Here is a 22,754-nt window from a genome sequence, read left to right on the forward strand (position 1 = left end):
TCGGCCCCGCCCTACCCCTCGCCGTGTCGTCCCTCGCCGTCCTCGACGAGCCGCAGCACGACAGGCGGCTGGGCGAACTCGCCAAGGCCGAAAGCGGCGTCACGCCACTGACCGGCCAGGTACAGGAGCCGGTCGCTGTCATCGGTGAAGGGCGGTGCCGGCGCGCCGTCCACGGCGGGGCGCAGAACGACGGCTGCGAGCCGCACCGCCCACAGCGCGGCACCGGCGTGCGGTTCCACGCCGTCCCCGCCCGTCCGCTCGGCCATGAGCGTCTCCAGGAGGGACGACATCTGAATGAGCGAGGCGTAGGCGTGCCAGTAGGCCGCGCGCATCATCTCGTCGGTCACGGGCTCAGTCACGGGATTCGTCCCTCCGGGCTCGGCAGTCCCGGCACCAGGTGCCCTCCGGGGCACGGAAGGGGCGCGTACAGCCACCGGCACAAATCACCAGGGGATACCAGGGAGGCGGCTCGGCCTGCGGGCGCATGACCTCGATGGCCTTCTCCGGCAGGAACGGCACAGGTGGCGGCAACAGTGCCGCCAAGCGGTAGGCCAGGAAGCGCTTCGGATGTCTCAGGTGCGCGGGGATGTCAGCGGTCAGGGCGTGCTGCACGGCCGTCCGGCTGGCCCCGTTCTCGAACCAGGCGACGGCAGCGGGCACCAGGTGCCGTACGTCGCGCCGGGACAGGGTGAAGCGGTCGTCGGTCCGGCGCAGACCGATGAGGAGGGCTTCGGCCTCGTCATGGTGCTCGCTGCGGGGCGGGGCGGGTTCGACAGCATCAGGCGCGGGATCCCGGGCCGGCGGTTCGGGCTCGGCAGGTGCGGCCGGTGTCGCTGGTACGGCCGCAGCCGGCGACGCCACTGGTGCGGCCGGGACAGCCGTAGTGGCCACGGCAACGGCGGCGACCACCGGCCTCCCGGGCCTTCCCGGCTCCCCCGGCACCTCGTGGGCGTACGTCCGCGTGATCACCCGCCCGTCGGCGACCCGTTCCCGTACCCGCTCGATGTAGCCTGCCCCCTCCAGCTCCCGCAGCGCGAAGGCGATGCGGTCGCGCCCTTCCGGAAAGTGGGCGGCGAGCGTACGGATGTCGGAAGCGGCGCCGTCCGGCAGCGACAGGATGTGCACGGCGAGCCCGATCGCGGTGAGCGACAACTGGCGGTGCTGGGCGAGGTGGTTGCCGATGATCGAGTACCGGTCGGGTTGGTACGTCCGTACGTGGGTGACACCGGATCGGGCGGCGGTGCGCCGAACGCCCTGACGCGGACACGAGGCAGGGATAAGCTTCTGCTCAGCCATGGGGGAAGGTTCTGCTTCCTCGTTGGTAGGCCCTCGCACTGGGATTGCAGTCCCGGCGAGGGCCGTTGCTTTTGCGGTACGCGGTTGCGGCACGCGGAGTCGTACGAAGTCGTCGTCCGAGGCCGAGACTGCACGGCCGTACGGCCCGCGCGCCAGCCGCACAGACCCCTTTCACCCGCCCGAGTGACGTAGGCGGGGTTTGGTCCGGTTGGGAGGGTTCTTTCCCCAGGTTCTTTGGTCTTTTACCGCCCGCAGCTCCGGCGTCCGCACCACCGGGTCCCGTGTTTCCGGGCCCCGGTAGGGGGCCTATCGGCAGGGGCCGGAACCAAGATCCAGACCGAGATCGGGATCGATCTCCGCCCACACGGTCTTGCACGGCACCGGCCCCCACATGACCCCCCATCGATCCGCCAACTCCTCGACAAGCAACAGACCGTGACCGCACTCCGCGAGCTCAGCGCCATCTCCCTGACGCACCCGGGTGGGCAGACGATCACCGCGCGTGTCAGTCACCTCGATGCGCAGCGCGCCGGACGCGGTGACGAAGAGGACGAGACGGAAGTCCCTCCCGGAGACTTGCCCGTGCAGCGCCGCGTTCGCCGCCAACTCCGCCACCACGAGCCGCGCCGGGTCCAACGGCAGCCGCCACTCTCGCAGTTGCTCGACCGCCAGCAACCGGGCGAGACGGGCACCACGACGCGTGGCGGAGAGCGGAACGGAGAACTGCTGATGGGAATAGTTGAATTGCTGTTTCACATCACTCAGCGTGTCCACCCGTGCGTAGCCTGTGAAGAGAGGCAGCTCGTGCGGACAGTGGCTGCCCGTACGGTGCCCGGTTCCGTCCGGGCCGCACGGGGTGACGTAACCCGCACGCCAGGGGTTGAACCGCGGGTGCCCGGCGGGAGGCGGCGGACGTGAACGAGTGGGACGCGGGACTACGTGACCAAGACGACGAGGCGGGAGCCGTACTACGCACGGTCGCGCGACAGCTGAAGCTGTGGCGTGAGTCGGCCGGCCTCACCCAGGCCGAGTTCGGCGCGGCGATCGGCTACGGCGAGGAACAGGTCTCCTGCGTGGAGCGGGGGCGGCGCATTCCCCGCCCCGAGTACCTGGACCAGGCCGACGAAGCGCTGGCGGCGGGCGGCCGGATCGCGGCACTGAAGCAGGACGTGGCGGAGGTCCGGTATCCGAAGAAGGTGCGGGACCTCAAGAAACTGGAGGCGGAGGCGGTCGAGCTGTGCGCCTACAACAACTCCGTCGTGCAGGGGTTGTTGCAGACGGAGGAGTATGCGAGGGGTCTCTACGGCGCCCGTCGGCCAGGGTTCACCAAGGACGAGGTCGAGGAGCAGGTCGCAGCCCGCTTGGCGCGTCAGGAGGTTCTCGACCCCCTGACGGGGCGGCGCGTTTTCAGCTTCGTGCAGTGCGAGTCGACGTTGCGCAGGCCCATCGGGGGCAAGCTTGTGTTGCAACAGCAGCTCGAACGGTTGTTGGAGGTAGGGCAGCAACGCAATGTCGACCTCCAGGTTTTACCGCTGGACTGTGAGGAGAACTCAGGAACCGACGGTTCGTTCAGACTTCTCAGGCTCAAGGACGGCGCCACAGTTGCGTTCAGCGAAGCACCCCTCAAGAGCCGAGTGATGACCGACCCCAAGGAAACGACGGTCCTCGACATCCGCTACGGAGCCCTCCGAGCCCAGGCACTGAGCCCACAGGAGTCGTTGACCTTCATCGAAAACGTGCTGGGAGAAAAGAAGACATGACGCTCAAGGCTTACGCAGCCGACGCCAAGTCGGAGTGGATAAAAAGCAGCTACAGCACATCTGACGGGCCTGACTGCGTGGAGGTGGCGACAGCCCCGCGCCACATCCTGATCCGTGACTCAAAGGTCCCCGACGGCCCCCGCCTCGCCCTCTCCCCCACCACCTGGGCGTCCTTCCTGCCGTACGCAACCGCTGAAACCACTGACCGTTAGCCGCGTACGCGCGGAAGGGGCCGTGCCGGTACATCAGATGCCCGGCGCTTGCGTGGTCACCGTCGGAGTTGAACCGGACATCTCCGGGGCGACCACGTAAGCGACGGGCGGATGTACCGGCGCGGCCCCGACCCACGACCAAAGAGCAGGCGCCCCGGCGGGATACCGGCAGAGAAAGGCATGGCCGACACGACGATGAAGATCGACGAAGAGACCCGCATGCGCCAGGCGCGTGAGGAACTGCAAGCCGCGGGCATCACGGTGACCGAGAACACCGTGCGCAGGGCCCGGAAAGGCGAACTGTTCGCCCGGCTCCAGAAGCTGCGGACGGCGGCTTCGTAACCACAAGGACGCGGGGCGCACTCGAAGAGCACGCCCCGCACTCGCCACCGCCTCAGCTCAGATCAGGTTGTCGTCCGCCGCCTACGAGACCCCGGCCGCCGCTCGCTCGGCCGAGTCACCGGATCCCCCGCCTCCACCGCCGCCGCACGGCGCCGCGCGCCGAAGTCCGCCAGCGCCTCCGCCAGCTTGTGCACGGACGGCTCCGGAGCCATCACGTCGACCCGCAGCCCGTGCTCCTCGGCCGTCTTCGCCGTCGCGGGCCCGATGCACGCGATCACCGTCACGTTGTGCGGCTTCCCCGCGATGCCCACCAGGTTCCGCACGGTCGACGACGACGTGAACAGCACGGCGTCGAACCCGCCGCCCTTGATCGCCTCACGCGTCTCGGCCGGCGGCGGCGACGCCCGCACGGTCCGGTACGCCGTGACGTCGTCCACCTCCCAGCCCAGCTCGATCAGCCCGGCGACCAGCGTCTCCGTGGCGATGTCGGCCCGCGGCAGGAACACCCGGTCGATCGGGTCGAAGACCGGATCGTAGGGCGGCCAGTCCTCCAGCAACCCCGCAGCCGACTGCTCACCACTCGGCACCAGATCCGGCTTCACGCCGAAGGCGACCAGCGCCTTCGCCGTCTGCTCACCCACCGCCGCGACCTTGATCCCGGCGAAGGCCCGCGCGTCGAGCCCGTACTCCTCGAACTTCTCCCGCACGGCCTTGACCGCGTTGACCGAGGTGAAGGCGATCCACTCGTACCGCCCGGTCACCAGGCCCTTGACCGCCCGCTCCATCTGCTGCGGCGTCCGCGGCGGCTCGACCGCGATCGTCGGCACCTCGTGCGGCACCGCACCGTACGAGCGCAACTGGTCGGAGAGCGACGCCGCCTGCTCCTTCGTCCGCGGCACGAGCACCTTCCAGCCGAACAGCGGCTTGGACTCGAACCAGGACAGCTGGTCGCGCTGGGCGGCGGCGGAACGCTCACCGACCACGGCTATCACCGGCCGCCCGCCGTCGGGCGAGGGCAGCACCTTGGCCTGCTTCAGCGTCTGCGCGATCGTCCCGAGCGTCGCGGACCAGGTCCGCTGCCGGGTCGTCGTACCGGCGATGGTGACGCTCAGCGGCGTATCGGGCTTGCGCCCGGCGGCCACCAGCTCACCCGCCGCCGCGCTCACGGAGTCGAGCGTGGCGGACACGACGACGGTCCCGTCCGACGCCCCGACCTCGGTCCAGCACCGGTCGGAGGCCGTACGCGCGTCCACGAACCGCACATCGGCACCCTGCGCGTCCCGCAGCGGAACACCCGCGTACGCGGGCACCCCGACGGCCGCGGCGACACCGGGCACGACCTCGAACGGCACCCCGGCGGCGGCGCAGGCCAGCATCTCCTCGGCGGCGTACGTGTCGAGCCCGGGGTCCCCGGACACCGCACGCACGACCCGCTTGCCGCCCCGCGCGGCCTCCATGACAAGATTGGCCGCATCCCTCAACACGGGGGCCTCAACGGTTGTTGACGCACCGTCAACAACCGTGAGCTGAGGCGTGCCCGCACCCGAGCGCGCCCCCGAAGAGGCACCCACGGGAGAGCCCAAGGCAGCGCCCGAGGACACACCCGGCGGCGCGCCGGACGACCCGGACGCTCCGAAGGACGCGTCCGTGTTCAGTACGGCGACGCTCTGCCTGGCATGCGTGCGGACGACGTCGAGCACCTCGTGCTCGGCGACGAGGACGTCCGCGTTGGCCAGCGCCTCCACGGCGCGCAGCGTCAGCAGTCCCGGATCCCCGGGTCCGGCACCGAGGAAGGTGACGTGCCCGTGTTCCGGAGGGGCGGGAAGGTTGGTGGGGCTCAAAGTGCTCGCTCCCCCATCAGACCGGCCGCGCCCTTGGCAAGCATCTCGGCGGCGAGTTCACGGCCGAGCGCAGTCGCCTGGTCGTATGTCTCGGGCACGGGACCGGTGGTGGACAACTGCACCAGCGACGAGCCGTCGGTCGTGCCGACGACGCCCCGCAGGCGCATTTCCTTGACAATCTGCCCGTCGGCCAGGACGTCGGCGAGTGCACCCACGGGTGCGCTGCAACCGGCCTCCAGGGCGGCGAGCAGGGACCGCTCGGCGGTCACGGCGGCCCGGGTGAACGGGTCGTCGAGCTCGCCGAGCGCGGCGACGAGGTCCGCGTTGTCCGCGGCACACTCGATCGCGAGGGCCCCCTGGCCGGGGGCGGGCAAAACAGTGTCGACCGCGAGGAAGTCGGTGACCTCCCCGATCCGGCCGATCCGGTTGAGTCCGGCGGCGGCGAGCACGACGGCGTCGAGCTCCCCACTGCGCACGAACCCGATCCGGGTGTCGACGTTCCCGCGGATGGAGACGGTCTCGATCGCCATCCCGTGGTCACGGGCGTACGCGTTGAGCTGCGCCATCCGCCGCGGCGAACCGGTACCGACGCGCGCACCGGCGGGCAGCTCCCCGAAGGTCAGCCCGTCGCGGGCGACGAGCACGTCACGCGGGTCCTCGCGCACCGGCACGGCGGCCAGCGCGAGGTCCTCGGGCTGCGTGGTCGGCAGGTCCTTGAGGGAGTGCACGGCGAAGTCGACCTCGCCGCGCAGCAGCGCGTCGCGCAGCGCGGTCACGAAGACGCCCGTGCCGCCGATCTGCGCGAGCTGCTCGCGGGAGGTGTCGCCGTAGGTGGTGATCTCGACGAGCTCGACGGGCCGCCCGGTCACCCGGCTGACGGCGTCCGCCACCTGCCCGGACTGGGCCATGGCGAGCTTGCTGCGCCTGGTCCCGAGCCTCAGCGCCCCTCCGGTGTTCCGGGCGGCGCGCCCTTGCGGCTCACGTGCCTCACTCATGCTCGCCCTCGGTTCTCGGCGTTCTCGGTACTGATGTCTTGGGTGGCCCGGGAGACGGCGGCGACCGTCTCCTGGTCCAGGTCGAACAGGGTCCGCAGCGCGTCCGCGTACCCGGCGCCGCCGGGCTCGGCGGCGAGCTGCTTGACCCGTACGGTCGGCGCGTGCAGCAGCTTGTCGACGACGCGCCGCACGGTCTGGGTGATCTCCCCGCGCTGCTTGTCGTCGAGGCCGGGCAGCCGCCCGTGCAGGCGGGCCATCTCGCTCGCGACGACGTCGGCGGCCATGGTGCGCAGCGCCACGACGGTGGGGGTGATGTGCGCGGCGCGCTGGGCGGCGCCGAAGGCGGCCACCTCGTCGGCGACGATCCGGCGCACTTGGTCGACGTCGGCGGCCATCGGCGCGTCGGCCGAGGCCTCGGCGAGCGACTCGATGTCGACGAGCCGGACGCCGAGCAGCCGGTGCACGGCGGCGTCGATGTCGCGGGGCATCGCGAGGTCGAGCAGTGAGAGCACGGGCGCGGGACGGGCGGCTTCGGCGACCGGTTCGGGCCTGCGGCGCTCAGGGATCCGCCCGGCACCGGCCGCGGTGGCGGCCAGGGCGGCGATGAGCTCGGCGTCGGCGGCCTCGACGGTGCCCGGGTCGGCGGTGCCGGCTCCCGCACCGGTGCCCACCGCACCCGTGTCAGCCGTGCCGGCTCCCGCGCCGGTGCGCACGGCACCCTTGTCGACCCAGGCGGCGTGCTGCTCGAGCTCGGCGGCGGCCATTCCGGCGACGGCGGCCTCACCCAGTACGGAGAACCCGGCGGTGGCCTGCACGGCGGACAGGTCGAGCGGACACCCGTCCTCGCTGCCGATGCTGGTGGGTGCGAGCACCTCGTCCGCCGGAGCCCCGGCCGGAGCTTCGAGAGGCACCCCGGCCCCGGACGGAGCCGCTCCCGCGGCCACTCCCGTACGCCCTTCCACCGCGGCGGAGATCGCGTCGGCCGTGAGGACGAGCCCCGTGGCCCCCGTACAGGAGACCGCGACGTCGGCACGTGTCAGCTCGGCCGCCACCGAGTCCATCGGCACCGCACGGGCCCGTACGTCCGTGTCGTCGCCCTCGGACAGGATCCGGGCGAGCCGCTCGGCGCGCTCCAGGGTCCGGTTGGCGACGACGACCTCGGCGACACCGGCGCGCGCCAGCGTCGCGGCGGCCAGCGAGGACATCGACCCGGCGCCGATGACCAGCGCCCGCTTGCCCTTGGCCCAGGCCTCCACGGCCGCACCGGCGGCGAGCTGTTCGAGGCCGAAGGTCACCAGGGACTGGCCCGCGCGGTCGATCCCGGTCTCCGAGTGCGCCCGCTTGCCGACCCGCAGCGCCTGCTGGAACAGGTCGTTCAGCAACCGGCCCGCGGTGTGCAGCTCCTGCGCGGTGGCGAGGGAGTCCTTGATCTGGCCGAGGATCTGGCCCTCGCCGACGACCATGGAGTCGAGGCCGCAGGCCACCGAGAACAGATGGTGGACGGCCCGGTCCTCGTAGTGCACGTACAAGTACGGCGTCAGCTCGTCGAGGCCGACGCCGCTGTGCTGGGCGAGCAGCGTGGACAGCTCGGCGACGCCCGCGTGGAACTTGTCCACGTCGGCGTACAGCTCGATGCGGTTGCAGGTGGCGAGCACGGCGGCCTCGGCGGCCGGCTCGGCGGCGAGGGTGTCCTGGAGGAGCTTGACCTGCGTGTCCGCGGACAGCGCGGCCCGCTCCAGGACGCTGACCGGAGCGCTGCGGTGGCTCAGCCCGACGACGAGGAGACTCATGCCGGCATCACCGCGGGGACGTCCCCGTCGGGTCCCTTCCCGGAGTCCTGGCCGGGCGCGACGGCGGTCCCGGCGTCGGCCGCGGCCTCCTCGCCGGCCTTGCGCTGCTCGTGGAAGGCGAGGATCTGGAGTTCGATCGAGAGATCGACCTTGCGCACGTCGACGCCGTCCGGGACGGACAGGACGGTCGGCGCGAAGTTGAGGATGGAGGTGACCCCGGCGGCGACGAGCCGGTCGCAGACCTGCTGGGCCGCGCCGGCGGGGGTCGCGATCACGCCGATCGACACCCCGTTGTCGTCGATGATCCGCTCCAGGTCGTCGGTGTGCTGCACCGGGATGCCCGCCACGGGCTTTCCGGCCATCGCGGGGTCGGCGTCGATCAGCGCGGCGACCCGGAAGCCGCGGGAGGCGAACCCGCCGTAGTTGGCCAGGGCGGCGCCGAGGTTGCCGATACCTACGATCACAACCGGCCAGTCCTGGGTCAGCCCCAGCTCGCGGGAGATCTGGTACACGAGATACTCGACGTCGTAGCCCACCCCGCGGGTCCCGTAGGAGCCGAGGTAGGAGAAGTCCTTGCGCAGCTTCGCGGAGTTGACCCCCGCGGCGGCCGCGAGCTCCTCGGAGGAGACCGTGGGTACCGAGCGCTCCGACAGTGCGGTGAGGGCTCGGAGGTACAGCGGAAGACGGGCGACGGTGGCCTCGGGGATTCCTCGGCTGCGGGTCGCCGGTCGGTGAGTTCGGCCAGTTGCCACGGTGCTCCTGCGGGTAGAGCGGGGCTGCGGGCGGTCATACGTCCCCGGACCGCCCCGTCGAATGCAGGCTATGTCTTTGTGAACGCGTGCACAAAGATGGTGTCCGATTTGCCCGGCCAACGTGACCGGGGTCACGCGCCCCCGGCGCAGGCGCGGGGAACCGGCGCACAGGCACCTTCGTTCCACTCCGGAAGGGGGCAAAACCGCACACTCTCCTCAACGCATCCCGCCCCCCGCGACCAGTCGACCCTCGATCCTAAGCGACTTTCCGGACCACTTGGACTACTCAGTCAGGCCACGGTTCGGCCACGGAAGCCGGAAACGTACGGGGCGCGGAACGCCTCGCGAGCCGGCGCCCGTCCTGACCGCTCCGTACACCTCCGGACACCCCTGGACGCCCGGCCGCTCAGGCCGTCAGCGCCCGGCGCAGCCGCCCCTCGTCCACCCGCCAGAACGTGTGCTGCGCGCCGTCCACGAGCACCACGGGGATCTGCTCCCAGTACGCGCGGTGCAGTTCCTCGTCCTGCGTGATGTCCTTCTGCTCCCACGCCACGCCGAGCTCCGCGCAGACCTTCTCGATCACCGCCTGTGCGTCATCACACAAATGACATCCGGGCTTCCTGATCAACGTGACGAGCCGGCCCTTCGCCGCCTCGGTCCCGTCCGTCTTCTCCGTACGGCGGTCACTGCGCCGGAACATGGGGCTCATGTCGGCCATTCTCGCCCCACGGCGCCCGCGCTGCCCCGCCCCGGCCGCGGGCGGTCCACCGGTCCCGTACCCGCGCCGATGTGCGCCCGGCGCGCCGATCGGCTCGCGGATCGGATCGCCGCTTTACGACGCGGTCGCGGAGAGTTCACAGCCCCGCATCCTCTCGACTCCGGAACGACCGAACAGACTGGCTATGCTCACGACATGGCCGCTCTCGGATGGCTCACTCCCCGTAGGCGCTCCGCCACGGCGCGGAGCGTGTTGGCAGGCGAGGCCTCGGCTGAGGCAGCGCGCAAGTCCTCCCAGGAGCTGGAGGGCCTCGCGCCCGCAGCCGAGCCCGACTCCGCCCCGGAGGAACCCCAGTTCCCCGTGCTCGGCGACGACAAGGCCGCCGCCTTCTTCGACCTCGACAACACCGTGATGCAAGGTGCCGCGCTGTTCCACTTCGGGCGCGGCCTGTACAAGCGGAAGTTCTTCGAGACGCGCGATCTCGCCCGGTTCGCCTGGCAGCAGGCCTGGTTCCGGCTCGCGGGCGTGGAGGACCCGGAGCACATGCAGGAGGCGCGGGACTCCGCACTCTCCATCGTCAAGGGCCACCGCGTCGCCGAACTGATGTCGATCGGCGAGGAGATCTACGACGAGTACATGGCCGAGCGGATCTGGCCCGGCACGCGCGCGCTGGCCCAGGCGCACCTGGACGCCGGCCAGAAGGTGTGGCTGGTCACGGCCGCCCCCGTGGAGATCGCCACGGTGATCGCCCGCCGGCTCGGCCTCACCGGCGCCCTGGGCACCGTCGCCGAGTCGGTCGACGGCGTCTACACCGGCAAGCTGGTCGGCGAGCCCCTGCACGGCCCGGCGAAGGCGGAGGCGGTACGCGCCCTGGCCATGGCCGAGGGCCTGGACCTCTCGCGCTGCGCCGCGTACAGCGACTCGCACAACGACATCCCGATGCTCTCGCTGGTCGGCCACCCGTACGCGATCAACCCGGACGCCAAGCTGCGCAAGCACGCCCGCGCCTCGGACTGGCGGTTGCGCGACTATCGCACCGCCCGGAAGGCCGCCAAGGTCGGTATCCCGGCCGCGGCGGGGGTCGGGGCGGTGGCGGGCGGCACGGCGGCGGCGATCGCGATCAGCCGCCGACGCCGCTGACGCGTCCGCATCCGGTACGCGTTTTCGCACGCCCACCTCACCGCGTCTTCACCCGCCCGCGTCGCCGCGCGTTCGCACACCCGCGTCACCGCACCCTCCGCGTTGCCGCACCTTCACAGCCACGCGTTGCCACACCTCCGGCACCTCCGCACCCCCGCGTTGCCGCGCCTTCGCAACTCCGCGCCTTCACAGCCCCGCGTTGCCGCGCCTTCGCAATTCCGCGCCTTCGCGCTTCGACCGCCGCACCTCGGCTCACCGAGCGCGATCGCTCCGCGTTCGCTCCACTGGCCGTCGCCGACCTTGTCCCTCCCGCGCGGGCGGCACACGCCGCCCGCGCCCGTACGCCCGGCCGTCGCAGTCGTCACCGGCCCCCGCGAGCGCAACCGACGGACCCGCCACCGCCAAGTGAGCCGCCGCCGAATGAGCGTTCCCCGGCCGTCTCGTCCCCGCGACCCTCGAGACGCGGTGTACCCGCCGTACGCGAACACAGGTTCCGCGAACCCGTGTCATGGCCGTGACCTGGCAATCCGGCAGTCCTACCCGTCCGGCGCCGCCGCCAGTCACCACGCTCGTACCCGGCCACAACACGCCCCGCACCCAGACGGAAAGCGAAGCGATTCGATCAAGAACCGTTCACAATCCGGCACTTGATCAGGCGTCGATCAGTAACAGAAGCGACGTAATCGATGATTTGAGCAACTGGGTGTAGCGCTCCCTGTACGAAGCGTTATTCTCCTCAAACGCATGACGGACTCCACCGGTCGCTACGACGGGTGAACGGTCCGGTACTGCACGTGATGGAAGCTCTGCCTCTGGGAGTCCCGTGTACCCACACGTCGGGGTTGACGCCTCGGGCCTGGCTACGCTGCGCGCAACGGTCCTCGACCGGCTGCGCGACTTCGTCCCCACCGCGTATGCCGTCCCCGCCCTCGCTGTCTCCGCCGCGCCCACCAGCCCCTGCTACGCACTGACCGACGGTATCGAGCGAGGTTCGGCGCGCAGCGCCGTCGTCGGGGGCCGGCGGTCGGGCGAAGGGCGGGAGGCCGGCAGACGAGGCCGGTCCGCCGCCACGCCCACCGCACGCCGTCCCGCCGCGGACAGCGACAGCGCCCGGATGATGGCGCTGGTCGAGCGCGCCCAGGCCGGTGAGGCCGACGCCTTCGGACGCCTGTACGACCAGTACAGCGACACCGTGTACCGCTACATCTATTACCGCGTCGGCGGCAAGGCGACCGCCGAGGACCTCACGAGCGAGACCTTTCTGCGGGCCCTGCGCCGCATCGGCACGTTCACCTGGCAGGGGCGCGACTTCGGCGCCTGGCTGGTGACCATCGCCCGCAATCTGGTCGCCGACCACTTCAAGTCGAGCCGCTTCCGGCTGGAAGTCACCACCGGCGAGATGCTCGACGCCAACGAGGTGGAGCGCAGCCCCGAGGAATCCGTCCTGGAGTCGCTGTCCAACGCGGCCCTCCTGGACGCCGTGCGCCGCCTCAACCCCCAGCAGCAGGAGTGCGTGACACTGCGCTTCCTGCAAGGACTCTCGGTCGCCGAGACCGCGCGGGTGATGGGCAAGAACGAGGGTGCCATCAAGACCCTCCAGTACCGAGCCGTGCGCACGCTCGCCCGGCTCCTCCCGGACGACGCCCGCTGACGCCCGCCGGCACCTGCTGCTGACGCCCGCTGACACCCGTCAGCGGCACCCGGCGGGCCTCGTACACCCGGCGACGGTCAACTGACCGTGCGTCGACGTGTGTTGCCTTCACGGTCCCCTCGGCTGTCGTCCGTAACCCAAGTGCCGCGCCGCTCGTTGTGCGGGATACAGGCTCCCTGTGGTCACGCCCTCGCCATTCCCGATCACTCGATCGTGTGGATGCGCGCTGTGCGTGCAACCCTCAGGACCCCCTGGGGAGTCGACCGTCATGACGAGAGGAGGTGCCGCCAGTGATCGCGAACGTATCGGCACACCGGCGGGCGAACGCCTTCGCCCAGGCCCTGGAGGAGCAGTCCGACCGGGGCACGGCGGCCGAGCAGCCGGACGACCCGGCACCGCCACCGGCCGCCGCGGATCGGACCGAGCGGGGCCGCATGCTGGCCCTCGCCACCGGTCTCGGCGAGCTGCCCAAGCCGGAGCTTGACCCCGAGGTCAAGGTCGTCCAGCGGGCCCGGCTCGTGGCCGCGATGGAGGCCATGCTGCTGGAGGGCGAGGCCCCGGGAGGCGAAGCGACGGACCCTTCGGTACCCGAGCAGCGGGCCCCCAGAGGCCGGGGCGCCCACCGGGCGACCGGACTGGGGAAGCTACGGCCCAGATCCCGGCTGTCCAAAGGACTGGCCGCGGGCGGGCTCACCGTCGGAGTGGCCGCGGGAGCCTTCGGCGGCGTAGCCGCCGCCAGCTCCGACGCCCTCCCCGGTGACTCCCTCTACGGCCTCAAGCGCGGCATGGAGGACTTCAAGCTGGGGCTGGCCAAGGGCGACAGCGACCGCGGAGAGCTCTACCTCGACCAGGCCTCCACCAGACTGAGCGAGGCGAGCCGGCTGATGGAGCGGGACCGCTCCGGCCCGCTCGACCACGAGGTGCTCGGCGAGATCCGCCGCGCCCTGTCCGGCATGCAGCACGACGCCTCCGAAGGCCACCGCCTGCTCCACGAGGCGTACGAGCGGGACGGATCGCTGGCCCCGATCCAGGCCCTCTCCAGCTTCTCCCAGTCGCACCGCAAGGTCTGGGGCTCGATGCGCGACCGGCTGCCCGTCCAGCTCGGCGACGTCAGCGAGCAGGTCTCGTCGGTCTTCGACGCCATAGAGCAAGAGGTCGGCCCGCTGCGTTCACTGCTGCCGCACTCCCCCGAGCAGGGCGGCAGTGGCGAACACGGCTCCGGTGCGGCCTCCACCGGCTCCTCCGACACCGAGCACCCCGCCCCCAGCGCGAGCCGCGGGCCCGGGGAGAGCCACACCGCCGGCGGCAAGCCCAAGCCGTCGACGTCCGACAGCGGCGGCGACAGCCTCCTCGGCGGCAACACGGGGGGTCTGCTCGACCCGCCCCGGGACGAGACGAGCTCCTCCTCCCCGTCGGCCGGCCGCTCCAGCGCGAACACCGAGCCGGACGTCACCCTGCCCCCGCTCCTGCCCGGTCTGCTTCCCGGCCTGGGCATCGACGGGGAGGACGCCAAGTAGGGCACGTACGGCATCGGGCATACGGCACAACGTTGGGGCGCTCCGTGATAGGGGGCGCCCTCAGCGTTGTGACGGTGCGTTGTCGCGACGCGGGCGGCGTGTGGTGGCGAGGGTCAGAAGAACTCAGAAGAACACCGAGCGGCGTTGCACCAGCAGTTTGTACAGGGTGTGCTGGATCTGCTCCCTGACCTGGTCCGTCAGGTTGAACATCAGCATCGGGTCCTCCGCCGCCTCCGGCGGATAGCCGTCGGTGCGGATCGGCTCGCCGAACTGGATCGTCCACTTCGTCGGCAGCGGCACCGCGCCGAGCGGGCCGAGCCACGGGAACGTCGGCGTGATCGGGAAGTACGGGAAGCCCAGGAGCCGGGCCAGCGTCTTCGCGTTGCCGATCATCGGGTAGATCTCCTCCGCACCCACGATCGAGCACGGGATGATCGGGGTGCCCTGCCGCAGCGCCGTGGAGACGAAACCGCCGCGGCCGAAGCGCTGGAGTTTGTAGCGCTCGCTGAACGGTTTGCCGATGCCCTTGAAGCCCTCGGGCATCACACCGACCAGTTCACCGCGCTCCAGGAGCCGTTCGGCGTCCTCCGCGCAGGCGAGCGTGTTCCCGGCCTTGCGGGCCAGCTCGTTCACCACGGGCAGCATGAAGACCAGGTCGGCGGCGAGCAGCCGCAGATGACGGCCCGCCGGATGGTTGTCGTGCACGGCGACCTGCATCATCAGGCCGTCCAGCGGCAGCGTCCCGGAGTGGTTCGCGACCAGCAGCGCTCCGCCCTCGGACGGGATGTTCTCGATGCCCTTCACCTCGACCCGGAAGTACTTCTCGTACACCGGGCGGATCAGGGACATCAGGACCTGCTCGGTGAGTTCGGCGTCGTAACCGAACTCGTCGACCTCGTAGTCGCCGGTGAGCCGTCGGCGCAGGAAGGCCAGGCCGCCGGCGATCCGTCGTTCCAGACCGTCCGCGAACCGTCGCTCGAGGCCGCCGTCGCGCGCCGGTGCCTGCTCCGGCGCCTCTGCTTTCTCCTGCGTCACAAGGACATCATCCTGCGTGTGCGTCCGGCCCGGCAGGGGCTGGACCTCACGCACCACCGCGGGCTCGCCCTTGCGCCGGCTCCCCCCGCTGCGGCGGCGCGGCGGGCGCTGCACAGCACCGCCACGCGACCGGTCGTCGTCGAACGGAATGACCTTGGCGTCCGCCATTGTTGATGCGCTCCTCAGTTGGCGCTCTGCGTCGGGGGGTTGCCGCCGCCCAGGGCGGGCAGCGCGGCGATCCGGTCGACGGCCCCGGCGAGGGCCTCAGGCGGCAGGAGCCCGGGTCCCCGGCTGCGGACGAAGTCCGCGAAAGTCTCCGCGGTCGTGTATTTCGGCTGGAAGCCCAGGGTCTCGCGCATCTGGTCCGTCGCGACCACCCGGCCGTGGGTGAGCAGCCGCAGCTGCTCGGGCGAGAAGTCGGTCATGCCCAGCGTACGCACCGCCGTGCCCACCCAGCTCACCGCCGGCAGCAGCAGCGGCACCGTGGGCCGGCCGAGCCGCCGCGCGCACTGCGAGAGCAGCAGGACGCCGTCTCCCGCGATGTTGAACGTGCCGCTGTTGAGCGTGCCGCGCTCAGGCTCGTGCGAGGCCACCCGCAGCACGTCGATGACGTCGTCCTCGTGCACGAACTGCAACCGCGGGTCGTAGCCGAGCACGGTCGGCAGCACGGGCAGCGAGAAGTACGACGCGAGGGGCGAGTCCGCGCTCGGCCCCAGGATGTTGGCGAACCGCAGCACGCACACCGCGACGTCGGGGCGGCGGCGCGCGAAGCCGCGTACGTAGCCCTCGACCTCCACCGTGTCCTTGGCGAAGCCGCCGCTGGGCAGCGACTTCGGCGGGGTCGTCTCGGTGAAGACGGCCGGGTCGCGCGGCGCGGAGCCGTACACGTTGGTGCTGGACTTCACGGCGAGGCGCTTGACCGTCGGGGACTTCTGGCAGGCACCGAGGAGCTGCATGGTGCCGATGACGTTGGTCTCCTTGACCGTGGTCCGGCTGCCGCTGCCGAGCGGGGTGCCGGTGACGTCCATGTGGACGACGGTGTCGACGGAGTGCTCGGCCAGTACCCGGGCGATCGTGGGCTGCCTTATGTCGGCCTGGACGAAGTCGGCACCGCCGAGATGGTGCTCGGGGCGCACCGCGTCCACGGCGATCACCCGGTCGATCTGCGGATCACGCTGGATCCGACGCACGAACCGGCCCCCCAGCTGACGGGCCACTCCGGTCACGAGCACGACCTTTCCCAAGATCAGCGCCTTCCTTCCAGGCCTCGATCGCGTCTGTGCGTCTGTGCGTACCCTGTGCCGCGTTCCCCGTGTGCGGCCAACTTAGCGGGTCGATGTTGCGCTGTGATGACCGCCCGATGCACGAAGTGACGACAGCCCCGGATGTGCGATCGGACCAAGCCATTTGCCGCATGTCCGGACGTCCGGGAGCCGTTGGGGAGGACGGCCCCGGGGAGGCCTCCGGGACACCGCCGGGAGGCCTCCGGGAGACCGCCGGATTCGGCCGGATTCGGCCGGATCCGCTTGTCGCGGCGTGCGGGCCGTGTCCGGCGATCAGTGCGTGGTCGGTGACCGGTGCGGTCAGGGACCGGTGCGTGGTCGGTGACCGGTGCGTGGTCGGTGACCGGGTATGACTGTGGCCTCCCACCAGCGGCGGGAGGCCACAGAGCGCGCTGTCGCAGCGGTCGTACAAGCGCAAGGGCGAGCCCCGCGGGAGCGGGACGCGGCCTTACTTCTTGTTACGACGCTGAACGCGAGTGCGCTTGAGCAGCTTGCGGTGCTTCTTCTTCGCCATCCGCTTGCGCCGCTTCTTGATAACAGAGCCCACGACTACCCTCGCTCACTTCTCTTCACTCGGTGCTGGGCGCCGGGGCCCACACGACCTACGAGGGGCTAGCCTACCCGCCCGAGCGCTGAGGTCGTAATCGAGGTGAACCGGGGAATCCCCGGAGGGCCGCGAAGGCCTTCCGGGGATCCCGCGGAACGCCGTCAGGCGGTCTCCACCCCCACGTAGCTCTCGCGGAGGTACTCGTGAACCGCTTGCTCCGGCACCCGGAAGGACCTGCCCACCCGGATCGCCGGCAGATGACCGCTGTGCACCAGTCGGTACACGGTCATCTTCGACACTCGCATCACCGAGGCGACTTCCGCCACGGTAAGGAACTGAACCTCGTTCAGAGGCCTCTCGCCAGCTGCAGCCATGACACACCTGAACCTTCCGCACTCGACGGCCACCGGCTTCCCCTTCCGGTGACACTTCGTCGTTGCGTGCTCACTCCCCAGAGTAGGGGCGGGTGATGCGAGTGGGGAAGAGGAGCTGCCATCGGCGGCCTACTGTGACAGACACGCTCGATTGAGTACATAGCGAGTAAGCGGTCGGTAGTAATCAGACCGCACAGCGTCATCAAGTGGAACGACGACGGACACTCGCCCCTCTGCCTCGCCGACGAAGAGGGCCGGATCGTCCGTATCCCCCAGACCGATGGCCTCGAACCCCAGCTGACCTGCCCCGCAGACCCAGCCGTGGTCTCCGACGACCAGCTCGGGAAGCGGTCCTCCGGCCTCCGCTGCGGCGGCCAGCGCGGTACGAATCGGGAGGGGAGAGTGTGTGTGCGCGCCGGTCGCGCGCCCAGGGAGCTGCGCGCCGGGCTCGCGCACCAGCGCGACTCCTCGTACGTAGTCAAGGTTGTACGTGCGTAGACCGAACCGGGTCGTTATGTCGACACGGTCGCCCTGCGCCGGGGTGAGGACGGTACATCCGGCCGCCGAGAGGGCGTCCGCCAAGGCGGCGTAGAAACCGATCAGCCGGTGCGGATGTCCGGTCCCGAGGAGTACGGGGGCCCTGCGCCGGGCGGCTTCCGCGAGGCGTTCGGCGAAGGCGTGCAGGGCGGTCAGCGTACGTTCGGGGTCGATCACATCATGCCCCGAGGTGCAGCGCGGGTCGGCGGAAACCCCGCACTTGTCGGCCATCAGCTCGATCAGGTCGCCCTGGCGCCAGGTCCACTCCGGGTCGATGCCGATCAGTACCCGGGGGTCGCGGGCCGCGAAGAGCCGATAGCTGCGCAGGCTCTTCTCGCGCGGGGTGGCCACGGGGCCGGCCAGGCGGGCTGCCAGCAGGTGGGCACGCAATGCTCCGGTGCTCAACACGGGAGCGATGCTGGCGCATGCGGGCCCGGTCCACCCGGGGAATCGTCGAACACCCCACCGTTGGCGTAACGATGCTGCGGGTCTTGCACCTGCCGGTGGTGCGTCGTCTTCCGGGCCGGTGCGGGCGGTGGGGGCTGGTGCGCCTGCCGGGGGCGGGTCGGGGCCGCGCCGGTACATCCGCCCGTCGATTGCGCGGTCGCCAGGCAGGGATCTTGTGCGACCTCTCCGGTGACCACGCAATCGACGGGCATTTGATGTACCGGCACGGCCCCTTCCGTGCATACGCGGCTGCGGCAGCGCGAGGGCTGAGGCCCGGGCGCGAGCAGGGCCTCGCCGCGCGGGGCTGCGGCGGGGTTACGCCAGCAGTCCCCGTAGGGGGAACGCCGCGCGGCGGGTGGCCAGTACCGCCTGGTCCAAGCGGTCCGCCGGGTCGTAGCCGGACTCCCAGTCCTGCCAGGTCACCGGCCACCGGCCGTCGGTCATCCGCATCGGTGCCAACTGCCTCGTACGGGCGAAGACTTCCTGGCGCCAGCCCTCGGGGATCACCGTCTCGGGTTCGATCGGGCGTCCCGCCGCGATCCCGACCAGGTGCGTCCATGATCGCGGCACCACGTCCACCACCGCGTACCCGCCGCCGCCGAGCGCGACCCACCGGCCGCCGGCGTGCTCGTGCGCCAGCTCGTGACAGGCCACCTGCACGGCCCGCTGCGCGTCCAGCGACACGGCCAGATGCGCGAGCGGGTCCTCGAAGTGGGTGTCGGCGCCGTGCTGGGTGACCAGCACCTGGGGCCGGAAGTCGGCGATCAGTTCGGGTACCACCGCGTGGAACGCGCGCAGCCAGCCCGCGTCCCCGGTCCCCGCCAGCAGCGCGACGTTCACCGCCGAGCCCTCGGCGCAGTCCGCGCCCGTCTCCTCCGGCCAGCCGGTCTGCGGGAACAGCGTCCGCGGATGCTCGTGCAGCGAGATGGTCAGCACCCGCGGGTCCTCCCAGAACGCCGCCTGCACACCGTCCCCGTGATGCACGTCGACGTCCACGTACGCGATCCGCTCCGCCCCGAGTTCGAGGAGGCGCGCGATCGCGAGGGCCGCGTCGTTGTAGATGCAGAACCCGGAGGCGCCGCCCGGCATCGCGTGGTGCAGGCCGCCCGTGAAGTTCACCGCGTGCAGCGCGTCCCCGCGCCAGACCGCCTCGGCCGCCCCCACGGACTGCCCCGCGATCAGCGCGGACGCCTCGTGCATCCCCGCGAAGGCCGGATCGTCCACCGTACCGAGCCCGTACGACGCGTCCGCCGCGGCCGGGTTCAGCGACGCCGCCCGTACCGCCGCCAGATAGTCCTCGCGGTGCACGAGCCGCAGCGTCGACTCCCCGGCCGGCTTCGCCGCGACCACCCCGGTCTCCCGGTCGAGCCCGAACGCCCCGACCAGCTTCCGGGTCAGCGCGAGCCGCACCGGGTCCATCGGGTGACCGGGCCCGAAGTCATAGCCCGTTACTGCCTCGTCCCACATCAGCTGTGCGCGACCGCTCATGCCCGTCACCGTATCGGTCCGGTTCGGCGCCGAACGACCTGGCGTATCTCAGGGTCAGCAGGATCAGCACCATCGGTACGAGCATGGCGCCGCGGTAGCTCCACGCGTCGCCCAGCGCTCCCACCAGCGGCGATCCGATGAGAAAACCCACGTAGTTGAAGATGTTGAGCCGCGCGACCGCCGCGTCCGACGCCCCCGGGAAGAGCCGTCCGGCCGCCGCGAACGTCTGCGGCACCAGCACGCAGAGACCCAGCCCGAGCAGCGTGAACCCCAGCATCCCCACCCACGCCCCAGGCGCCACCGCCACCACCGCGAACCCGAGCGCCGCCACCAGCGCACCCGCCCGCACCACGGCCACCGCCCCGAACCGCCGCACCCCGAAGTCGCCGAGCGCCCGTCCCAGCAGCGTCGTGACCATGTAGACGTTGTACGGAACGGTCGCCAGCTGCTCCGAACTGTGCAGCACGTCGTCGAGGTACTTCGCGCTCCAGTTGGAGACCGTCGAGTCCCCGATGTACGCGAACGTCATCACCAGGCAGAGCGGCAGCAGGATCTTGAAGACGACGGTGTCGGGGGCGGGGAGGGAGGCGGATGGTGAATCGGGCGTGGGATCGGGGGTGAGGTCGGGGGGCGGGTCAGAGACGGCTTTTCCGTCTACGTACCACCTGCTGGCCAGCAGCGCCGCCGGCAGGAGTACGGCCACCGCCGGCAGGTACGACACGAAGAGCGAAAGATGCCAGTGGGCGCCCGCCCACGCCAGCGACGCTCCCAGGATGCCGCCCAGACTGTACGCGGCGTGGAAGCCCAGCATGATGCTCCGCCCGTACTGTCGCTGGAGGCTCACGCCGAGCATGTTCATGGAGGAGTCGAGGCCGCCCACCGCCAGACCGAAGGCGGCCAGCGCGACCGCGACCTCCGCCACCTGGTCGCCGGCCCCCACCCCGAGCAGTGCCAGGAGCACGACCGGCTGCGACCACCTCAGTACGCGGCTGGGTCTGGCCCGCCGTACCAGCCGCTCGGTGCAGACGCTGCCCACACCGGCGAGGATCGGCACGGCCGCGAGGAAGACGGGCAGCAGCGCGTCGGATATCCCGTACCGGTCCTGGATGGCCGGGATACGCGTCACGAGGAGGGCGAAGGCGACGCCCTGGGCGAAGAAGCTGAACGCCAGAGAGGCCCTGCCGCGCCGCAGCTCATCTGTCATGGCGGCGAGCGTAGGGCCCCGGTCCTGCGGTGAATAGATCAAGCCGAAGGTGAATTGTGTTCAGTTTCGGCGCGGCGCCGTGCCCTGTCGCGCGGCGCCGCGGCGGTCACTTGGCCTCGACAGGCCCGTCCGTGAGCTCGTTCTCCAGCATGATCTTCATCGGCACCACCGCCAGTCCACCGCTGACCAGCACTGCCCCCACGATCGTGACGACCATGACGACCGAACCGAGCCAGACCATCGTGTCGACCGGGATCGTGTAAGCCCCCACGACACGGAGAACGCACTCGGTCAGCAGGGCGACGCCCCAGACGGTGGAGAAGGTGCGCTCAGCCCGCCGGAAGCGTGCCGAACCGTTCAGCAGCCGCTCCCACGCCTCGGTCCTGGCCGCGCTCCCCTTGGTGACGGACGGCGCCAGCACCGTCGTCATCATCGGCTTGCCGAGCCTCACGGAGAGCAGAATGCCGATGCCGACCACGCTGCTGACCGCGCTGTCCTTGGCCAGCATCAGCCGCGGGTCACCGGTCACGAAGCTCATCAGCAGCCCGGCGACGTTGACGATGAGGATCAGCGCGGCCAGGCCGTTCAGCCGCCGGTCCTTCACCGCGGTCCACCCGGTCCGCACCGCCGGCACCACGCTGCTCCAGCCGAGCGCCGCCACGGTGCTCATCCCGAACCCGCTCTTCAGGAGGTAGTACGACCCCAGCGGCAGCGCCACGTCCACGACCAGCGGCAGGAAGCTCTGCCGCGCCCCACCCTTACCGGTGCCGGTGCCGGTGGTGATGGGGGCAGCAACCTCGGTGCTGGTCTCGGTGGCCGTGAGGCTCATGATCGGGTCCCTCCGTCGTCGCTGTGTACGTCCCGTTTCGGTGTACTCAGCTTCGCGTCCGGGCCCCTGGTCGCAGTAGAAACGATCGTCCGTAGTCGGCCGTGACAAATGTCAGTGCCGTCGCCCGACGGTCGTCATCGCAGCAGGTCGGGCAACTGGCTCATGTCGCCGAACAGTTGGGTCGCCCCGGACAGCCTCTCGGCGGGCGTCATGGCCGTGAACCCGTACACGTCCATCCCGGCCGCGTTCGCCGCCCGCACCCCGAGCGGGCTGTCCTCGACCACGGCACACTTCTCCGGCGGTACGCCCATCCGCTCGGCCGCGTGCAGAAACAGGTCCGGCGCCGGCTTCCCCCGCCCCACGTCCTGTGAACTGAAGATCCGCCCGTCGTCGAACCACCGGTCGAGCCCGGTCTTCCGGTGCCCGACCCGAATCCGCTCATGACTTCCCGAGGACGCCACGCAGTACGGCACCCCGTCCGCGGCCAGCTTCTCCAGTACGTCCACGGCCCCGGCGACCGGCTCCAGCTCACGCTGGAAAGCGGCGAACACCCTCGCGTGGAAGACGTCGTCGAAGTCCTCGGGCAACCGCTCCCCGGTCCGCTCCAGTACGAGATCGTGCACCCGGTGCATCGCCGCACCCATGTAGTCGCGCAGGGAATCCTCGTACGACGTCTGGTGCCCCAGCTCGGTGAGATACGCGGCCAGGAGCGTATTCGAGATGGGCTCGCTGTCCACGAGGACACCGTCGTTGTCGAAGATCACCAGGTCGTAGCGCATACCTTGAGCTTATGGGAGACGCCGCGACGGGAGGCGGCTCAATAACAGTCCCAATGACTCTCTGAAATGCAGAAAGCCCCCGCACCGGTCAACCCGGGCGGGGGCTTTCTGTCTTTACTAAAATTAGTTCGGCGGCGTCCTACTCTCCCACAGGGTCCCCCCTGCAGTACCATCGGCGCTGTGAGGCTTAGCTTCCGGGTTCGGAATGTAACCGGGC

The 22,754-nt window shown here is 70.8% G+C and carries 23 protein-coding genes and 1 rRNA gene; 6 read left to right on the top strand and 18 right to left on the bottom strand.

Features of this window, described 5'->3' with window-relative positions:
• Nucleotides 1-11: 11 nt before the first annotated feature.
• The 3 genes from ACFV6E_RS37185 to ACFV6E_RS37195 form a co-directional block, all read right to left on the bottom strand.
• The gene (locus tag ACFV6E_RS37185; protein ID WP_385166195.1) at nt 12-359 is read right to left on the bottom strand and encodes a hypothetical protein; all 348 of its coding nucleotides are present in this window, start codon (nt 357-359) and stop codon (nt 12-14) included.
• Complete coding sequence (locus ACFV6E_RS37190; RefSeq protein WP_385467778.1) at nt 352-1,296, bottom strand: helix-turn-helix domain-containing protein; 945 nt, start codon at nt 1,294-1,296, stop codon at nt 352-354. Before ACFV6E_RS37190 ends, ACFV6E_RS37185 begins: the two co-directional genes overlap by 8 nt.
• A 306-nt stretch (nt 1,297-1,602) precedes the next feature.
• On the bottom strand, nt 1,603-2,070 hold the full coding sequence (locus tag ACFV6E_RS37195; protein WP_385166191.1) for an ATP-binding protein: 468 nt from the start codon (nt 2,068-2,070) through the stop codon (nt 1,603-1,605).
• Nucleotides 2,071-2,210: 140 nt separating this feature from the next.
• Here ACFV6E_RS37195 and ACFV6E_RS37200 point away from each other — a divergent pair, with 140 nt between their 5' ends.
• The 3 genes from ACFV6E_RS37200 (at nt 2,211) to ACFV6E_RS37210 (ending at nt 3,610) form a co-directional block, all read left to right on the top strand.
• On the top strand, nt 2,211-3,056 hold the full coding sequence (locus ACFV6E_RS37200; RefSeq protein ID WP_385166189.1) for a helix-turn-helix domain-containing protein: 846 nt from the start codon (nt 2,211-2,213) through the stop codon (nt 3,054-3,056).
• Complete coding sequence (locus tag ACFV6E_RS37205) at nt 3,053-3,268, top strand: DUF397 domain-containing protein (protein ID WP_385467781.1); 216 nt, start codon at nt 3,053-3,055, stop codon at nt 3,266-3,268. Before ACFV6E_RS37200 ends, ACFV6E_RS37205 begins: the two co-directional genes overlap by 4 nt.
• Nucleotides 3,269-3,448: 180 nt before the next feature.
• Nucleotides 3,449-3,610 carry a hypothetical protein gene (locus tag ACFV6E_RS37210; RefSeq protein ID WP_385467784.1) on the top strand — a complete coding sequence of 54 codons (162 nt, stop codon included), beginning with the start codon at nt 3,449-3,451 and terminating at the stop codon, nt 3,608-3,610.
• Between the two features lie 62 nt (nt 3,611-3,672).
• Here the strand turns inward: ACFV6E_RS37210 and ACFV6E_RS37215 are convergent, their stop codons facing one another.
• From ACFV6E_RS37215 to ACFV6E_RS37235, 5 genes are all read right to left on the bottom strand, one after another.
• Nucleotides 3,673-5,451 (bottom strand): uroporphyrinogen-III synthase, encoded by a 1,779-nt coding sequence (locus ACFV6E_RS37215; protein ID WP_385166184.1) that lies wholly within the window; start codon nt 5,449-5,451, stop codon nt 3,673-3,675.
• Nucleotides 5,448-6,446 (bottom strand): hydroxymethylbilane synthase, encoded by a 999-nt coding sequence (gene hemC, locus ACFV6E_RS37220; RefSeq protein ID WP_385166182.1) that lies wholly within the window; start codon nt 6,444-6,446, stop codon nt 5,448-5,450. Before hemC ends, ACFV6E_RS37215 begins: the two co-directional genes overlap by 4 nt.
• Nucleotides 6,443-8,236: a glutamyl-tRNA reductase gene (locus ACFV6E_RS37225; RefSeq protein ID WP_385166180.1), complete on the bottom strand. Its 1,794-nt coding sequence runs from the start codon at nt 8,234-8,236 to the stop codon at nt 6,443-6,445. The genes hemC and ACFV6E_RS37225 overlap by 4 nt, the downstream gene beginning before the upstream one ends.
• Nucleotides 8,233-8,988, bottom strand: coding sequence for a redox-sensing transcriptional repressor Rex (locus ACFV6E_RS37230; RefSeq protein WP_385166178.1), 756 nt, complete (start codon nt 8,986-8,988; stop codon nt 8,233-8,235). Before ACFV6E_RS37230 ends, ACFV6E_RS37225 begins: the two co-directional genes overlap by 4 nt.
• Before the next feature lie 406 nt (nt 8,989-9,394).
• Nucleotides 9,395-9,706, bottom strand: a complete 312-nt coding sequence (locus ACFV6E_RS37235; RefSeq protein WP_385166176.1) for a glutaredoxin family protein — start codon at nt 9,704-9,706, stop codon at nt 9,395-9,397.
• A 195-nt stretch (nt 9,707-9,901) separates the two neighbouring features.
• Here ACFV6E_RS37235 and ACFV6E_RS37240 point away from each other — a divergent pair, with 195 nt between their 5' ends.
• From ACFV6E_RS37240 to ACFV6E_RS37250, 3 genes are all read left to right on the top strand, one after another.
• Nucleotides 9,902-10,846 carry an HAD family hydrolase gene (locus tag ACFV6E_RS37240; RefSeq protein WP_385166174.1) on the top strand — a complete coding sequence of 315 codons (945 nt, stop codon included), beginning with the start codon at nt 9,902-9,904 and terminating at the stop codon, nt 10,844-10,846.
• A gap of 823 nt (nt 10,847-11,669) precedes the next feature.
• Nucleotides 11,670-12,497 carry an ECF subfamily RNA polymerase sigma factor, BldN family gene (locus ACFV6E_RS37245; protein WP_385166172.1) on the top strand — a complete coding sequence of 276 codons (828 nt, stop codon included), beginning with the start codon at nt 11,670-11,672 and terminating at the stop codon, nt 12,495-12,497.
• Nucleotides 12,498-12,787: 290 nt separating this feature from the next.
• Nucleotides 12,788-14,014, top strand: coding sequence for a DUF5667 domain-containing protein (locus ACFV6E_RS37250; RefSeq protein ID WP_385467787.1), 1,227 nt, complete (start codon nt 12,788-12,790; stop codon nt 14,012-14,014).
• Between the two features lie 123 nt (nt 14,015-14,137).
• On the opposite strand, the gene ACFV6E_RS37255 is transcribed toward ACFV6E_RS37250, so the two are convergent.
• The 10 genes from ACFV6E_RS37255 to rrf form a co-directional block, all read right to left on the bottom strand.
• Nucleotides 14,138-15,217 carry a lysophospholipid acyltransferase family protein gene (locus ACFV6E_RS37255; protein WP_385166168.1) on the bottom strand — a complete coding sequence of 360 codons (1,080 nt, stop codon included), beginning with the start codon at nt 15,215-15,217 and terminating at the stop codon, nt 14,138-14,140.
• Between the two features lie 14 nt (nt 15,218-15,231).
• Entirely contained in the window at nt 15,232-16,293 is a 1,062-nt protein-coding gene (locus ACFV6E_RS37260; protein WP_385166166.1) for an NAD-dependent epimerase/dehydratase family protein, read from the bottom strand.
• A 487-nt stretch (nt 16,294-16,780) separates the two neighbouring features.
• Nucleotides 16,781-16,879, bottom strand: coding sequence for a 30S ribosomal protein bS22 (locus ACFV6E_RS37265; RefSeq protein ID WP_003948845.1), 99 nt, complete (start codon nt 16,877-16,879; stop codon nt 16,781-16,783).
• Between the two features lie 161 nt (nt 16,880-17,040).
• The gene (locus tag ACFV6E_RS37270; RefSeq protein WP_004984898.1) at nt 17,041-17,253 is read right to left on the bottom strand and encodes a helix-turn-helix domain-containing protein; all 213 of its coding nucleotides are present in this window, start codon (nt 17,251-17,253) and stop codon (nt 17,041-17,043) included.
• A 129-nt stretch (nt 17,254-17,382) separates the two neighbouring features.
• Nucleotides 17,383-18,198: a phosphatase gene (locus ACFV6E_RS37275; RefSeq protein ID WP_385166164.1), complete on the bottom strand. Its 816-nt coding sequence runs from the start codon at nt 18,196-18,198 to the stop codon at nt 17,383-17,385.
• 354 nt (nt 18,199-18,552) lie between these two features.
• Nucleotides 18,553-19,725, bottom strand: coding sequence for an acetoin utilization protein AcuC (locus ACFV6E_RS37280; protein ID WP_385166162.1), 1,173 nt, complete (start codon nt 19,723-19,725; stop codon nt 18,553-18,555).
• On the bottom strand, nt 19,676-20,929 hold the full coding sequence (locus ACFV6E_RS37285; protein ID WP_385467789.1) for an MFS transporter: 1,254 nt from the start codon (nt 20,927-20,929) through the stop codon (nt 19,676-19,678). The genes ACFV6E_RS37280 and ACFV6E_RS37285 overlap by 50 nt, the downstream gene beginning before the upstream one ends.
• A gap of 106 nt (nt 20,930-21,035) precedes the next feature.
• Entirely contained in the window at nt 21,036-21,758 is a 723-nt protein-coding gene (locus ACFV6E_RS37290) for a VC0807 family protein (protein ID WP_385467792.1), read from the bottom strand.
• A 134-nt stretch (nt 21,759-21,892) separates the two neighbouring features.
• Nucleotides 21,893-22,537 (bottom strand): HAD family hydrolase, encoded by a 645-nt coding sequence (locus ACFV6E_RS37295; RefSeq protein ID WP_385166158.1) that lies wholly within the window; start codon nt 22,535-22,537, stop codon nt 21,893-21,895.
• A gap of 126 nt (nt 22,538-22,663) precedes the next feature.
• Nucleotides 22,664-22,754: ribosomal RNA gene (gene rrf / locus ACFV6E_RS37300) — 5S ribosomal RNA — on the bottom strand; the annotation flags it as partial.

It is taken from the genome of Streptomyces sp. NPDC059785, from assembly GCF_042732375.1.
In the GTDB taxonomy this organism is placed as follows: domain Bacteria; phylum Actinomycetota; class Actinomycetes; order Streptomycetales; family Streptomycetaceae; genus Streptomyces.

Coding starts and splice junctions, on each gene's coding strand:
- ACFV6E_RS37190 (WP_385467778.1), bottom strand. CDS start 1,296: ATGGCTGAGCAGAAGCTTATCCCTGCCTCGTGTCCGCGTCAGGGCGTT.
- ACFV6E_RS37205 (WP_385467781.1), top strand. CDS start 3,053: ATGACGCTCAAGGCTTACGCAGCCGACGCCAAGTCGGAGTGGATAAAA.
- ACFV6E_RS37210 (WP_385467784.1), top strand. CDS start 3,449: ATGGCCGACACGACGATGAAGATCGACGAAGAGACCCGCATGCGCCAG.
- hemC (WP_385166182.1), bottom strand. CDS start 6,446: ATGAGTGAGGCACGTGAGCCGCAAGGGCGCGCCGCCCGGAACACCGGA.
- ACFV6E_RS37225 (WP_385166180.1), bottom strand. CDS start 8,236: ATGAGTCTCCTCGTCGTCGGGCTGAGCCACCGCAGCGCTCCGGTCAGC.
- ACFV6E_RS37235 (WP_385166176.1), bottom strand. CDS start 9,706: ATGGCCGACATGAGCCCCATGTTCCGGCGCAGTGACCGCCGTACGGAG.
- ACFV6E_RS37240 (WP_385166174.1), top strand. CDS start 9,902: ATGGCCGCTCTCGGATGGCTCACTCCCCGTAGGCGCTCCGCCACGGCG.
- ACFV6E_RS37255 (WP_385166168.1), bottom strand. CDS start 15,217: ATGGCGGACGCCAAGGTCATTCCGTTCGACGACGACCGGTCGCGTGGC.
- ACFV6E_RS37270 (WP_004984898.1), bottom strand. CDS start 17,253: ATGGCTGCAGCTGGCGAGAGGCCTCTGAACGAGGTTCAGTTCCTTACC.
- ACFV6E_RS37280 (WP_385166162.1), bottom strand. CDS start 19,725: ATGAGCGGTCGCGCACAGCTGATGTGGGACGAGGCAGTAACGGGCTAT.
- ACFV6E_RS37285 (WP_385467789.1), bottom strand. CDS start 20,929: ATGACAGATGAGCTGCGGCGCGGCAGGGCCTCTCTGGCGTTCAGCTTC.
- ACFV6E_RS37290 (WP_385467792.1), bottom strand. CDS start 21,758: ATGAGCCTCACGGCCACCGAGACCAGCACCGAGGTTGCTGCCCCCATC.
- ACFV6E_RS37295 (WP_385166158.1), bottom strand. CDS start 22,537: ATGCGCTACGACCTGGTGATCTTCGACAACGACGGTGTCCTCGTGGAC.